This window comes from Planomonospora parontospora, from assembly GCA_014647935.1.
Classification (GTDB): Bacteria; Actinomycetota; Actinomycetes; order Streptosporangiales; family Streptosporangiaceae; genus Planomonospora; species Planomonospora parontospora.
In genome coordinates this window covers 207,079-220,058 of the sequence record BMQD01000009.1, presented here as the reverse complement: position 1 = coordinate 220,058, position 12,980 = coordinate 207,079, and the positions used below count along the sequence as shown (strand labels likewise).

Annotated in this window: 10 protein-coding genes; 5 read left to right on the top strand and 5 right to left on the bottom strand. The window is 75.0% G+C overall.

Annotation, left to right across the window (positions count from 1 at the left end):
* Window positions 1–18 precede the first annotated feature (18 nt).
* Window positions 19–1,485 (bottom strand): ATP-binding protein, encoded by a 1,467-nt coding sequence (locus tag IEZ07_RS16445; protein WP_191895553.1) that lies wholly within the window; start codon window positions 1,483–1,485, stop codon window positions 19–21.
* Between the two features lie 157 nt (window positions 1,486–1,642).
* On the opposite strand from IEZ07_RS16445, the gene IEZ07_RS16440 reads away from it, so the two are divergent.
* The gene (locus IEZ07_RS16440) at window positions 1,643–2,821 is read left to right on the top strand and encodes a hypothetical protein (RefSeq protein WP_191895552.1); all 1,179 of its coding nucleotides are present in this window, start codon (window positions 1,643–1,645) and stop codon (window positions 2,819–2,821) included.
* 43 nt (window positions 2,822–2,864) lie between these two features.
* Here IEZ07_RS16440 and IEZ07_RS16435 read toward each other — a convergent pair whose 3' ends face one another.
* The 3 genes from IEZ07_RS16435 to IEZ07_RS16425 are packed head-to-tail and all read right to left on the bottom strand — an operon-like array spanning window position 2,865 to window position 4,166.
* On the bottom strand, window positions 2,865–3,608 hold the full coding sequence (locus tag IEZ07_RS16435; RefSeq protein WP_191895551.1) for a hypothetical protein: 744 nt from the start codon (window positions 3,606–3,608) through the stop codon (window positions 2,865–2,867).
* A complete protein-coding gene (locus IEZ07_RS16430; RefSeq protein ID WP_068902091.1) occupies window positions 3,605–3,940 on the bottom strand; it encodes a PadR family transcriptional regulator in 336 nt (111 codons plus the stop codon). Before IEZ07_RS16430 ends, IEZ07_RS16435 begins: the two co-directional genes overlap by 4 nt.
* Window positions 3,941–3,944: 4 nt before the next feature.
* Entirely contained in the window at window positions 3,945–4,166 is a 222-nt protein-coding gene (locus IEZ07_RS16425; protein WP_191895550.1) for a hypothetical protein, read from the bottom strand.
* 279 nt (window positions 4,167–4,445) lie between these two features.
* Here IEZ07_RS16425 and IEZ07_RS16420 point away from each other — a divergent pair, with 279 nt between their 5' ends.
* From IEZ07_RS16420 to IEZ07_RS16405, 4 genes are all read left to right on the top strand, one after another.
* Window positions 4,446–7,496 (top strand): SCO7613 C-terminal domain-containing membrane protein, encoded by a 3,051-nt coding sequence (locus IEZ07_RS16420; protein ID WP_191895549.1) that lies wholly within the window; start codon window positions 4,446–4,448, stop codon window positions 7,494–7,496.
* Between the two features lie 196 nt (window positions 7,497–7,692).
* Window positions 7,693–8,883 (top strand): L-2-hydroxyglutarate dehydrogenase, encoded by a 1,191-nt coding sequence (lhgD, locus tag IEZ07_RS16415; protein ID WP_191895548.1) that lies wholly within the window; start codon window positions 7,693–7,695, stop codon window positions 8,881–8,883.
* 26 nt (window positions 8,884–8,909) lie between these two features.
* Window positions 8,910–9,635: a response regulator transcription factor gene (locus IEZ07_RS16410; protein WP_191895547.1), complete on the top strand. Its 726-nt coding sequence runs from the start codon at window positions 8,910–8,912 to the stop codon at window positions 9,633–9,635.
* Window positions 9,635–11,023 (top strand): sensor histidine kinase, encoded by a 1,389-nt coding sequence (locus tag IEZ07_RS16405; RefSeq protein WP_191895546.1) that lies wholly within the window; start codon window positions 9,635–9,637, stop codon window positions 11,021–11,023. Before IEZ07_RS16410 ends, IEZ07_RS16405 begins: the two co-directional genes overlap by 1 nt.
* Window positions 11,024–11,125: 102 nt before the next feature.
* On the opposite strand, the gene IEZ07_RS16400 is transcribed toward IEZ07_RS16405, so the two are convergent.
* Window positions 11,126–12,976 (bottom strand): efflux RND transporter periplasmic adaptor subunit, encoded by a 1,851-nt coding sequence (locus tag IEZ07_RS16400; protein ID WP_191895545.1) that lies wholly within the window; start codon window positions 12,974–12,976, stop codon window positions 11,126–11,128.
* Between the last annotated feature and the right edge of the window lie 4 nt (window positions 12,977–12,980).

Below are 12,980 nucleotides of genomic sequence, written 5' to 3'. Positions count from 1 at the left end.
TCCGGTCCGGAGCCCCGTTCAGGATGCCTGACCGTACAGGCGCGGCAGGTCGACGAGGACGATCCTGCCGTCGGCCGCCGCGGCCGTGCGGAGATCGTCGTCGAATCCGGCGCCGCCGTAGCAGATCAGCCGGGTGCCCTCCGTGTCGTACTTCCTGACCGCCAGCAGGTCCCGCGCTCTGCGGAGCCGGTCGAGGTGGCGCAGGCCCATGACCTTGCCCCATTTCGCCTCGCCGAGGGCGAGGAGCCGGGCGGGCCTGCCCGGTTCGCCGGAGGTGAGGGCGGCGACGTCCACCTGGATGGACTTCCTGCTGGAGGGGTCGGGCACGGTCCCGGAACTCACCTGAGCCGGAAGCTCGCCGAACAACTCCAGGCTGCTCCGGATGGTGAACTCCCGGCACAGCTCCTCGAAGTGCGGTCCGACCACCTGGGAGAGGAAGCCGCTGCGGGACGCGGCCCATGCCTGCTCGGCGAGACCGCGTTCCAGGAAGCTCCAGGTGCGCCGCATGACGCTCTCGTAGAACGTGATGAGCGGCTCCGCGATCCGGTAGACGAACCTGCCGGAGGCGAACGCGTCCTGCTCGCGGGTGATCAGGTGGCTGTCCTCCAGCACCGTCAGGGGATGGCCGATGTGGGTGGAAGGGCGCCCCAGGTAACCCGCGATGCCGCCGCGGGTGTTGTGCCCGGAGGCGATGGCCCCGAGCACGGCGTGGTACAGCGCGGGATCGCGGATGTCGGTCTCCTCGGCGAGGAGGTAGCGGGCCTCCCGGAAGATCGGAACCATGGGGTTGAGGACGGTCCTGACCACCCAGTCGTCGAACTCCTCACGGGAGGAGGGGGCGTCGGAGTAGACGAGCTCGTGCCGGTAGGCGGGAGTGCCCCCGATGACGGCGTGCAGGAGGACCGCCAGTTCGTGGTCGTGCTCGCAGCCCCAGAAACGGGCCGCGGTGAGGTAGTCCATCGGGTTCACCACGAGTTCCAGGCTCGCCCGCCCGCGAAGCGGTGCGTTGCCTGCCAGGAGTCCGCCCATCACCGACATCGCAGACCCGCAGAGCAGCAGTTTGGCCGCGGAACGCCGTGCCGTGCCGCCCGGGTCGAGAGCGCGCTGGAACAGGGAGGGGAGGACCGGGCTCGCCTTGGCCAGGTAGGGGAACTCGTCGATGACGATGACGCCGTCCTGGACCGTCGCGTACAGCCGGTCGAGGGCCTGATCCCAGTTGTCGAAGTGGTACTGGCCCCCGCCGCCGCTGCGGAAGGCGAGCGCCTCCCCGAACCTGCGGAGGCCTTCGGTCTCGGTGTCGTCGGCGGCCACGAAGTAGAAGCCGCCGAGTGCTTCGGTGAGGGCGTTGAGGAGGTAGGTCTTGCCCTGCCTGCGACGGCCGCTGACCACGCCCAGCCGGGTGCTCGGCGCCGTGCTCTCGGCGAACCGGCTCAGCGCGCTCCACTCCGCGTCCCGCGCGAAGACGTGTCCGGGCTTGAGGATCATCGTCGTCTCCTTAGAGGTGCACCCCTTAGAACTATATCTCTAAGGGTTATGCTTCTAAAGATTTGGATAGCTGAGCGGCCGGGCCGACTCCTTGGACCGGGTCACCCGGTCACCGCGGGCGGGCCTGTGCGAGCCGCCGCCGGGGCATGATGGCTGAATGCGCAGCAGACCGGGGGAAGTCCTGATTCGGGTGCTCGCCGCGGCCGGGGTGGTCGCGGCGGCGGTGTTCGCCGGGCCCGGCGTGCGGGCGGTGGAGCGTCCGGCCGGCACGCGGGCCGTGGCGGGCGCGGGCGGAGCGGAGGCGGCGACCGGTGCGGCGGGCACCGGGCCGGTGGCGGGCGCGGGCGGCGCCGCGGCGGCCGAGCCGACGGAGCCGGCGGGGAGCCGGGAGGCGGACCGGGTCCTGTTCCGCTTCGAGGACGAGCGGATCACCGAGTCGAGCGGGCTGGCGGTCTCGCCGACCCATGAGGACGTCTACTACACCCACAACGACAGCGAGGCCGGACCGGTCTTCTTCGCGGTCGGCGGCGACGGGAAGACCCGGGCGGCGTTCACCCTGCGGGGCGCGGCGGCCCGCGACTGGGAGGGGATGGCGGTCTCCAGGGACCCGGCGACCGGGCGCGGAGTGCTCTGGTTCGCCGACATCGGCGACAACTTCGACGGAGCCTGGCCGGACGTCTCGGTCTACAAGGTGGCCGAGCCCGCGTCGCTGAAGGACGCCGTGCTCCCGGCCGTGCGCTACCGCTTCCGCTACGAGGACGGCGGGCACAACGCCGAGGGCGTCATGGTCGATCCCCGGACCGGGCGGCTGTACATCGTGACCAAGGAGTTCGCCGGGGCGATCTACGCGGCGCCGAAGCGCCTGCGCACCGGGCGGGTCAACGTGCTGCGCAAGGTCGGCTCAGCGCCGATCATGGCGACCGACGCCGCCTACGCGCCCGACGGGTCGAGCTTCGTGGTCCGGACCTACATCTCCGCGACGGTCTACCGCGACTTCGACGAGCAGCTCGCCCGGGTCCCGATGCCCCCGCTGGAGCAGGCCGAGTCGATCGCCTACACCGCGGACGGCAAGGCCCTGCTGACCGGTTCCGAGGGCGAGGACAGCCCGGTCCACCTGGTGCCGCTTCCCGACCGGGTCCTGGAGGCGGCCGCTCCCGCCCCCACTCCGGTCCCGGAGCGGAGCGGTACGGCGCGCACGGAGCCGGCCGGTACGGCGGAGGCGGCCGAGGACGGCGGGGAGGACGCCGGCGTGCCGGTCTCGGCGGTGCTGCTCTGGCTGCTCGTGGCCTTCGGCGCCACGGGCGCGATCGTCTTCGTCGCCCGCCGTACCCGGTAGACCCCGGCCGCCGTACCCGGTGGGGTGCACGCCGGGGGCCCGGTCAGCGGCGGCGCCTCCGGCGGAGCGTGATCAGGACGAGGAGGACGACGACGGCGATGCCGGCCAGGACGCCCCCGACGAAGTCCGGGCCGAACTCGTGGTCGCCGCCGGAGAGCGGGCCGACGCCGAGCACGATGCCGGTGATGAGGGCGGCCATGTAGAGCACCCAGACGACCATGAAGGCGTAGAAGCGCCTGCCGAAGAACACCCGGCGGGCGGGCGTGGCGGGGGCGTCGTCGAGCTCGCCCGCGAGCCCTTCGGAGACGGCCTTGGGGCGCTTGAAGTACTGGAAGTACATCCAGCCGCCGCAGGGCTCCCAGCCGTCCGGGGCGAGGCGTTCGGCGAGGGCGCCGTGCTTCGCCGGCAGCACGGTCTCGCGGCGGTACTCCCAGCGGAGCGGGCGCTCGGGGTCGCGCCGGCTGACGAAGCGGCCCAGGTGGTCGATGCGCTCGACCTCCCAGCCCTGCTCGCCGTACCTGTTCAGGTATTCGCGGTCCCGGAAGGCGTCGGCGGTCCAGACCCAGGTCTCGGCGGCCGGGTCCGGGCCGCCCTCCGGGGCGGTCTCCTGCGCGGCGGGGGCGAGGGTGGCGGCGAAGCCGGCCGCGGGGCCGAACTCCTCCTCCGGGTCGGCGCCGCTCTCGGCGGCGTAGGCGGCGAGGTCGTCGACGGTCGTGATGATCTCCTCCTCGGGGATGCCGTGTCCGCGCAGGTGCCCGGCGAGTTGGTCGAAGTAGGCGGTGGTCATCTGACGCCTCCCCGGGCGAGTGCCGAACGGACGGATTCGTCGAAGGCCAGCCAGAGCGCGCCCTGCTCGGTGAGCGTGTCGCGGCCCTGCCGGGTCAGGGTGTAGTAGCGGCGGCCGGGGCCGCGCTCGGTGGCGCGGAACTCCGCGGTGACCAGGCCGGCCTCCTCGAGCCGGTTGAGCACGGGGTACAGCGTGCCGCCCTTGATGTCGAAGCCGATCTCGGCGAGGCCCTTGGCGATCTCGTAGCCGTAGTTCTCGCCCTCGGTGAGGCCGGCGAGGACCAGCAGGTCGAGGACGCCCTTCAGCCAGCTGGCGCGGCGGTCGGCGGTCATGGGGTTAGCGGCGGGCACGCGCGAACTGCCAGGCCAGGGCGACGGCGGTGACGACGAAGAGGCCGGTGAGGAAGCCGGAGAGGAGGTCCTGGTCGGCGTGGCGGCTGACGAGGGTGCGGGCCGCCATGAGGATCCAGAAGGCGGCGAGGGTGAGCTGGAAGCGCCTGTCGGAGAAGAGCGCGCTGCGGGCGGGGGTGGCCGGGGAGCCGGACTGCGTGGTGGTCATCTGATCTCTCCCTTGGTGGGTGCCGGGTGGGGGATTGCGTCGGCGGCCGGCTCCGGGAGGAGTCGTCGTCTTCGCGATGTAGAAACTACAGCCATCTAGTTAGAGATGCAACCTAGGTTGCTGCGACGTCCAGAAGACGGTGCGTCGGCTCACCGGTCCGCGGGCTCCGCGGTGCTCGATCGGGAGGCGGTTGTTCCAGGTGGCGCGTCGGAAGTACTCAGTCCCGGATGAGTAGCCCGCCGGATGCGGCGGGCGACCGGCCGGCGGCATGGTGAAGGCATGGAACCCGCCGACCCGCTGCCGGACGCCGCCGACCCGCTGCCGGGCTCCGCCGACCCGCTCTCGGACGCCGCCTTCATGCCGGGTGAGCCGAGGTGCCCGGAATGCGGGGTGCGCCTGACCGCTCCCCAGGAGCGTTGCCCGCGCTGCGCCCTGCCGCTGAGCGGGCCGCTGGCGGCCGAGCTGTGGCGGCTCGACCAGGCACTGGCCGAGCTCGGAGCGCGCAGGTCCGAGCTGCTCGTCCGCCGCAGCCGGCTGCTCCGCATGCTCCGGGCGGAGGACGCCCGGCAGAGCGCTCAGGCGGGCGGGAGCAGCCCGGAGGCCGCCGCGGGAGCGCGACGTGCGGGGACGACGGGCCGGGAGGCGCGGGGACCGGTGGGGACGGGGCGGACCGGAGGGGGACGAAACGGGACCGGAGGAGTGGGCCCCGCGCGTCCGGGCGGCGACTTCTCGCCGAAGGCGGTGCAGAACCTGCTGCTCGCCCTCGGCGGGCTGCTGCTGGCCGTCGCGGCCGTCGTGTTCACGGCGGTGAGCTGGGGCCACCTCGGCATCGGCGGGCGGGCCGCGGTGCTGGCCGGCTTCACCGCGGTGATCATGGCGGTGCCGCTGGCACTGGCGGGCCGCGGGCTGACCGCCACCGCGGAGACCGTCGCGGCGCTCGGCGTGGTCCTGCTCCTCCTGGACGGCTACGCCGTCCGGCAGGCCGGTCTGGCGGGAGCCGCCACCCTCGCCGGGAACGTCTACGCGGGCGGGGTGTTCGCCGTGGTCGCGCTCGCCATGGCCGCGTACTCGCGGGTGGTGCCGCTGAGGCTGCCGCTGCCTGCGGCGGTGCTGTTCGCCCAGTTCCCCCTCGTGCTGGTGGCGGCGGAGCTGCCGGCGCCCTGGGTGACCGCCGCGTTCGCGGCGACGGCCGCGGCCGACGCCGCCCTCCTGCTGTTCCTGAAGCACCGGTCCGCGGCCCCGATCCGGCCCGGGATCCGGAGGACGGCGGCGCTCTCGTTCGGCACCGTGTGGACGCTCGGCGTGCTGTACGGCGCGGCGGACTCCGCTCCGGACCTGATGTGGGGTTTCTCCTCCGGGGACCGGCTCGGCGCCGCGGTCCGGGGAGCGCTGCTGGCCGTCCTGGCGCTGACCGGGATCACGGTGGCCCTGCGGCGCGCGGTGGGACGGGTCACCGGCCTCGCCGCCGCGTCGGCGTTCGCGCTGGCCGCCGGCCTCGCGGCGCCCTTCCTGCCGCTCGTCCCCTCCGGCTGGCACGCCCTGGTGTACGCCGTGGCGGGGCTGGCCGTCGCCACCGCCGCGCTGTGCCCGGCCGGGCCGGACGAGCCCGGGATCCGCTCCGCGGCGGTGGTCACCGGCGGGAGCCTGGCCGTGCTGACGGTGCTTCCGTTCCACACCGATATCGCCTGGGCGCTGACGGAGCCGTTCGCCCGCCTGGACCGGATCTGGTCGGGCCCGCACGGGTACGGCGAAGGGTGGTCGCCGGTGCCGCTCACGCCGGTGGTCGTCCTGGCGCTGCTCGCCGCGGCCTCCGCCGCCCTGGCCGTGCGGGGCCGCGTCCCCGCGGTCCTCGGCCGGCGGCCGGACCCCGCCGTCCCCGCCGCCTCCGCTCCGGGGACGGCGGGGTCCGGTCACGGGCTGCGGAGGCCCGCGGGCGTCGCCGCGCTGCTGTCCGGCACGATCGGGACGGTGCTGGTCCCGGACGCCCTCGGCTGGACCCACCCGGCCGCCGTCGCGACCCTGCTCGCGCTCGCCGCGGCCCTCACTGCCGGGGCGGCCCTGACCGGCCGACGGTGGCGGGCGGAGACCCTGGCGACCGCCGCCGCGGCGGTCACCCTGTGGGCGGCCGTCACCGCCCTGGCCGAGCGGACCGCCACCCACGCGGCACTCGTCTGCCTCCTGCTCGTCTGGGCCGCGGCCGCCCTCCTCGCCCGGACGCGGGCCGTACGCCTCCTCGGTGCCGGGCTCGCGACGGTGCTCGCGGGGGGCGAGGTCCTGGCGGTCGGGGCGTCGCTGGGCTGGCCGGCCCGGTACGCGGCGTTCGGCCTGTTCGCGGTGGCCGGCCTGGCCGCGGCGGCGGCGGGCCTGGTCCGCAGGCCGTACGGCCCGGCGGTGCGGGGGAGCGCGACCGGCCCGGCAGGCTCCGGGGACCGGGAGGGCGCGGGCGGTTCCCGGGCCTCCGGGACCGGGCGCGACGGGGAGGGCGGACCGGAGGAGCCGTCGGCCGGGCGCGAGAAGCGGGGTGGGCCGGAGGAGCTGCCGGCCAGGGGAGAGAAGTGGGGCGGGTCGGAGGAGCCGTCGGCCGGGCACGACGGGGAGGGAGGGCTGCGGGATCCGTCGGCCGGGCGCGGGATGAGGGGGCGGCTGCGGGAGCTGTCGGCCGGGCTGGAGGCGGCGGGTCACTGCCTCACCGCCTGGGGGCTGGCGCTCGTCGTCCACGACTCGCTGGTCCCCGGCCCCGGCGTCGCGCACCTGCCGGCCCTCAGCCTGGCCTGCGCCGTCATCGGCGTGCTGCTGGCGGGCACGGCGCTGCGTCCGGACCGGCGGCCGGCGGCGTACGCCGGGACCGGCTTCCTGCTGGCGGCCGCCTGGCTGCGGCTGCTCGCCTCGGACATCACCGTGGTCGAGGCGTACACGGTGCCGTTCTCGCTCGTCCTGCTGGCCTTCGGGCTCCTGCGGGCGAGGGGCGGACGAGTCTCCTCCTGGAGCGTCTACGGCTCCGGCCTCGCCTCCGGTCTGCTGCCCAGCACGATCGCCGTGCTGACCGGCGACGGAGGCCTCCGGCCCCTGCTGCTCGGCGGCTTCTCGCTGGCGGTCCTCCTGGTCGGAGCCCGGTTCCGGCTCCAGGCCCCGGCGGTGCTCGGCGGCCTGACGCTGGCCGTCGTGGCCCTGCACGAGCTGGCGCCCTGGATCGCCCAGGCCGTCGCGGCGGTGCCCCGGTGGGTGCCGATGGCCCTCGGCGGGCTGCTCCTGGTGGTGGTCGGCGCGACCTACGAGGCCCGGCTGCGGGAGGTGCGCCGCCTGCGCGAGGCCGTCGGCCGGATGCGGTGACCGGAGCCCGACGCGGTGACCGGAGCCTCTGGCGGTCCGGGCCGGAGTCCGGGCCGGGGGTCCTCCCGCCCGCGGCCGGAGGACCGCCGCCGGCCGCGGTGACCGGGGTTCCCCCTGGCCCGTGGCCGGTGGTTGCCGCTAACTTTCGAAGAATGTGTGCTCCCGTAAGGGAGCATCCTGTTTCGGAGGTCGTGCCATGAACGTCGGGATCGTGGGTGCCGGCATCGTCGGCCTGGCGGTGGCCAGGGAGCTCGCGCTGACCCGCGGCGCGCGGGTGACCGTCCTCGACAAGGAGGACCGCATCGGGGCCCACCAGACCGGGCACAACAGCGGGGTCGTGCACGCCGGTCTCTACTACCGGCCGGGCTCGCTCAAGGCGGAGCTCTGCCGGGAGGGTGTGGCCCTGCTGCAGGAGTACTGCGCCGAGCACGCCATCGCCTACGACGAGGTCGGCAAGCTCGTCATCGCCGCCACCGCCGCCGAGCGGCCCGCCCTGCGCGCGATCGCCGAGCGGGCCAGGGAGAACGGCGTGCCCGGCCTCGCCGAGCTGGACGCGCTGGCCCTGCGCGAGGTCGAGCCGCACGCCGCCGGAGTGGCCGCGGTGCACTCCCCGCGCACCGCGATCGCCGACTTCCCCGCCGTCGCCCGCCGACTGGCCCGCGACGTGGAGGAGTCGGGCGGCGCGGTACGGCTCTCGCACCCGGTCCGCAGGCTGCGCCAGACCGCGGACGGGGTGGAGGTGGTCGCCGGGGGGAGCAGGATGCGCTTCGACCGGCTGGTCGTCTGCGCCGGGCTCGGCACCGACGCGGTCGCCCGGATGGCAGGGTCGCCCGGCGAGGTGCGGATCGTCCCCTTCCGCGGGGAGTATCACGCCCTCGCCGGACGGGCCAGGGAACTGGTCCGCGGGCTGGTCTACCCGGTGCCCGACCCCCGCTACCCGTTCCTCGGCGTGCACCTGACCCGCACGATCGACGGCGAGGTGCTCGTCGGCCCCAACGCGGTGCCGGCGCTGGCGCTGGAGGGCTACTCCTGGCGGGACGTCGACCTCGCCGACCTGCGCCGCGTCGCGGCCTGGCCGGGGACCCGGCGTCTGGTCGCCCGGCACTGGCGGACGGGGATCGGCGAGGTGCTGGGCTCGCTGTCCGGAGGGGCCTTCCTGGCGGCGGCGCGCCGGTACGTCCCCGAGCTCACCGCCGCCGACCTCGTCCCGGCCGGAAGCGGGGTCCGGGCGCAGGCCGTGGCCCGCGACGGGAGCATGCTGGACGACTTCGCGATCGACGTGCACGGCCTGATCACCCTGGTGCGCAACGCCCCTTCCCCCGCTGCGACATCCAGTTTGGCGATAGCCAGGCATCTTGTCGGGATAACCTCTGTTCTGACTTTTTAACAGCTTTCTCAGACGGACGGGTGAGGATGGGCCTCGTGAACGAATCCCCCGAGGCCCGCCTGCTGATCGTCGAGGACGAGCCGAACATCCTCGAACTGCTGGCGGCGAGCCTGCGGTTCGCCGGCTTCGGGGTGAACACCGCGGGCAACGGCGCCGACGCCGTCGCCGCCGTGCAGCGCCACCGCCCGGACCTGATCGTGCTCGACGTGATGCTCCCCGACATGGACGGCTTCGACGTCGTGCGGCGGCTGCGCGGCGGGGGGACCGACACGCCGGTGCTCTTCCTCACCGCCCGGGACGCCGTCGAGGACAAGATCCGCGGGCTGACCGCGGGCGGGGACGACTACGTGACCAAGCCGTTCAGCCTGGAGGAGGTCGTGGCCCGCATCAGGGCCGTGCTGCGCCGTACCGGCGGGGGGGACGCGTTCGCCCGGCCGCCCCGGCTCACCTTCGCCGACGTCGAGCTCGACGAGGAGAGCCACGAGGTGTGGCGCGGGGGCCGGGCGGTGGCGCTGTCGCCGACGGAGTTCAAGCTGCTGCGCTACTTCATGGCGAACGCGGGCCGGGTGCTGTCCAAGGCCCAGATCCTCGACCACGTCTGGGACTACGACTTCCGCGGCGACGTCGGGATCGTGGAGTCCTACGTCTCCGTGCTCCGCCGCAAGATCGACAATACGGACCCCCGGTTGATCCACACGCTGCGCGGAGTCGGCTACGTGCTCCGCCGCCCGCCGGGATCGCCGGGTTCCTGATGTTCGCCCGCAGTCCGCTGCGCGTCAGGCTGATCGGCATCATCCTGGTCCTGCTGGCCATCGCGCTGGTCCTGATCGGCGTGGGCAGCGTCTCGATCATGCGGGGCTACCTGATCGACCGGGTGGACACCCAGATCGACCTCACCACCGCGACCATGCTGCGCCGCCTGCACTCCCCGGGCCCCTTCAACATGAACGGCAGGGCCCTCCCACCCGACATGAAGGTGGAGCTCCGCGGCCCGCAGGGCCGGGCCCTCGTCACGGCCAGCGGGGTGGACGTGGAGGGCAGGCCGGTGCCGGCCGTACCCTCCGAGCCGGGCCTGGAACCGTTCCACCGCGACGAGTGGCGGATCCGGGTGACCCCGCTGGACACCGGCGGGAGCATCCTCGTCGCCGTCGACCTGGCCGAGGTCCGGCAGATCGTCGGCCAGCTCGCGCTGGTGGAGCTCCTCGGCGGCGGCGGGCTGATGGCGGCGCTGGCGCTGGTGGGCGTGGTGGTCATCCGGCGGAGCCTGCGCCCGCTGGAGGAGATCGAGCGCACCGCCGAGGCCATCGCCGCCGGGGACCTGAGCCGCCGCGTCCCCGACGCGGACTCCCGCACCGAGGTCGGCCGCCTGGGCCGGTCGCTGAACGGCATGCTCGCGCAGATCGAGGCGGCCTTCCAGGCCAGGTCCGAGTCCGAGGCCGCGGCCCGCGGGTCCGAGGAGCGGATGCGCCGGTTCGTCGCCGACGCCTCGCACGAGCTCCGCACGCCGCTGACGTCGATCCGGGGGTTCGCCGAGTTCTACCGGCAGGCGCCCGGCGTCGACGCCGCGCCGCTGATGCGCCGGGTGGAGTCGGAGGCGGTCCGGATGGGCCTGCTCGTGGACGACCTGCTGATGCTCGCCCGGATGGACCAGCAGCGGCCGATGTCCATGCGCCCGGTGGACCTGCTCGCGATCGCCGCCGACGCCGTCCACGACGCCCGGATCCTCGCCCCGGAGCGGAACGTCTCGCTCTCCGTCGACGGCGCCGCGCTGATCGTCTCGGGCGACGAGGTACGGCTCCGCCAGGTCGTCGGCAACCTGATGAACAACGCGCTCACCCACACCCCCCAGGGCACGCCCGTGCGGGTGCTGCTCCGCGCCGAGGGCGGGACGGCCGTCGTGGAGGTGGCGGACGAGGGGCCGGGCCTGACCGCGGAGCAGCGCGAGCGCGTCTTCGAGCGGTTCTACCGGGTCGACTCCGCCCGCGGACGCCGCGCCCCGGAGGACGGCGGCAGCGGGCTGGGCCTGGCCATCGTCGCGGCCATGGTCGAGGCGCACGGCGGCACCGTGTCCGTCGACTCCGTGCCCAGCGAGGGCGCCGTCTTCAGCGTCCGGCTCCCCCTGGCGCCCGACTCCGGCTGAGACCGGGCGGGCCTCCGGCGGTGCCGTACCGGTGGAACCCGTACCGGCGGCGCGGGTGCGGGTCCCACCGGTACGGCACCGGTCCGGCCGGACGCCGGGGCGTCAGGGCGCGGCGGGGGGCGCGGTGGATCCGCTCCCCGGCCAGCTGCCGTCGGGGAAGCCGCCGGAGGACGCGCCGCCGGGGAGCACGACCTGGTCGTTCTCGGCGAGGCCCTCGACGATCTCGACGTACCGGTCGCCGCGGATGCCCGTCCGCACGACCCGCTGCCTGCCGTCCCGGACCGTCACCACCGGCGACCCGTCGGCACCGGTCCGTACGGCCTGCGCCGGGACGTAGAGCGCCTCCTCGGCCTCGTCGACCGTCACGGTGACCGAGGCGCTCTGGCCGACCATGAGGTCCTTCGGGGGATCGTCGAAGGCGACCGTGACGGCGTACCTCACCAGCCGGTCCGTGGTCGTCGCGGTCGGGGCGATGTGGGTGACCGCGCCGGCGTGCTTCTCGCCCCGCCGGGTCGCCAGGGTGATCGTCGCCCGCTGGCCGAGCTCGAGGCCGCCGATGTCCGACTCGGTGAACATGGCCGCCACCTGGAGCTCGTCCAGGTCTCCGAGGGTGACGAACGCGCCGGTGCCCGCGCTGTCACCGACGGCGCCGGAGACGGACAGGACGGTCCCGTCCTTCGGCGCGACGATCCGCACGCCCGCCAGTTCCTCCTCGGCGTCGGTCATCTCGGCCTCGGCCCGCTTGACCTCGGCCTCGGCCTGCTCCACGCTGACTGCGCGCCGCTCGCCGGTCGCACCCGTTCCGGCGCTCCCGCCGCCGCCCGTACCGGTACCGGTGCTTCCGGAGCCCGTGCCTGTTCCATTTCCGGTGCCGGTGCCCGTGGCACCGCGCGTGCCGGTGGCGGTCCCGGTGCCCCGGTCGGCGGACCGCTCCGCGCAGGCGGGGGTGGACTGCGGGGTGGCGGTCCTCTCCACGGCCGGTTTCGTGCTCGCGCTGGGCTTCGCCGCACCCGCGGACTTCCCGGCAGCGGTGGGCTGCGCGGCGGCGGGACCAACCTGCTCCCGGGAACCGCCCTGCTGCTCCCTGCGGCCGGACGGGTCCCCGCCCGCCGTACCCGGCGGGGTGGCCGTGACGGTGGCCGTGACGGTGGCCGTGACCGTCACGGTCACCGTCGGGGCCGCCGTCACCGTGGCCGTGGGCGGAACGGGGGGATCGGAGGGGGCGAGGGTGGGCGTCGGGGTGGAGGCGGGAGGCCGGGACGGGGTCACGGAGGGGGCCGGGGCCGGGTGGGGGACGTAGGCGGCGGGTGCGACGCCGCCCGCGGGGAGGATCTCCGTGGGGGCCTGCCGCGACGCGGACGGCGCGGGGGAACCGCTCGGGGCGGAGACGGTGGGACCGGAGGTTCCAGCAGTGCCGGGGCGGCCGGAGGCTCCGGGGGCGGCGGTGGAGCCGCCCGAAGGGGCCGGTCCGCCTGCGGGGGCGCAGGCCGTGCCGGTGGGGTCCGGGCCGGGCGGGGTCCCGGTGCCTGTCGTGCCGCCGGTGCCGCCGGAGGTCCCGGAACCGGTGGAGGCGCTCGTGCTCTCGGCCTCCTCCAGGGACTCCCGCGCGGCGGCGAGACGGGCCCGCGCGGCGGTGAGGCGCTCGCGGGCGAGGGCGGAGTCGATCCTGGCGAGCACGTCGCCCTTGCCGACCTTGCTACCCGGCCTGACATAGACCCTGGTGACCCTCCCTGAAGAGCCGAAGGCCAGTTCGCGGGTGTCGCCGTCGACGGCGCTGCCCGCCGCGGACACCGCGGCGGTCACCGTTCCCCGCCTGGCGGCGGCGAGCTCGACGCGAGGGGCTTCGGCCGCGTCGTCGTCGAGCACGTAGAAGGCGCCCGCCCCTGCCAGGACGAGGGCGGCCAGGGCCAGTCCTCCCGTCCGCAGGGTCTTCGGGAGGTCGGTCGGTCTCATGGCG

Coding starts and splice junctions, on each gene's coding strand:
- IEZ07_RS16400 (WP_191895545.1), bottom strand. CDS start 12,976: ATGAGACCGACCGACCTCCCGAAGACCCTGCGGACGGGAGGACTGGCC.
- IEZ07_RS16410 (WP_191895547.1), top strand. CDS start 8,910: ATGGGCCTCGTGAACGAATCCCCCGAGGCCCGCCTGCTGATCGTCGAG.
- IEZ07_RS16440 (WP_191895552.1), top strand. CDS start 1,643: ATGCGCAGCAGACCGGGGGAAGTCCTGATTCGGGTGCTCGCCGCGGCC.
- lhgD (WP_191895548.1), top strand. CDS start 7,693: ATGAACGTCGGGATCGTGGGTGCCGGCATCGTCGGCCTGGCGGTGGCC.
- IEZ07_RS16430 (WP_068902091.1), bottom strand. CDS start 3,940: ATGACCGCCGACCGCCGCGCCAGCTGGCTGAAGGGCGTCCTCGACCTG.
- IEZ07_RS16405 (WP_191895546.1), top strand. CDS start 9,635: ATGTTCGCCCGCAGTCCGCTGCGCGTCAGGCTGATCGGCATCATCCTG.
- IEZ07_RS16425 (WP_191895550.1), bottom strand. CDS start 4,166: ATGACCACCACGCAGTCCGGCTCCCCGGCCACCCCCGCCCGCAGCGCG.
- IEZ07_RS16445 (WP_191895553.1), bottom strand. CDS start 1,485: ATGATCCTCAAGCCCGGACACGTCTTCGCGCGGGACGCGGAGTGGAGC.
- IEZ07_RS16420 (WP_191895549.1), top strand. CDS start 4,446: ATGGAACCCGCCGACCCGCTGCCGGACGCCGCCGACCCGCTGCCGGGC.
- IEZ07_RS16435 (WP_191895551.1), bottom strand. CDS start 3,608: ATGACCACCGCCTACTTCGACCAACTCGCCGGGCACCTGCGCGGACAC.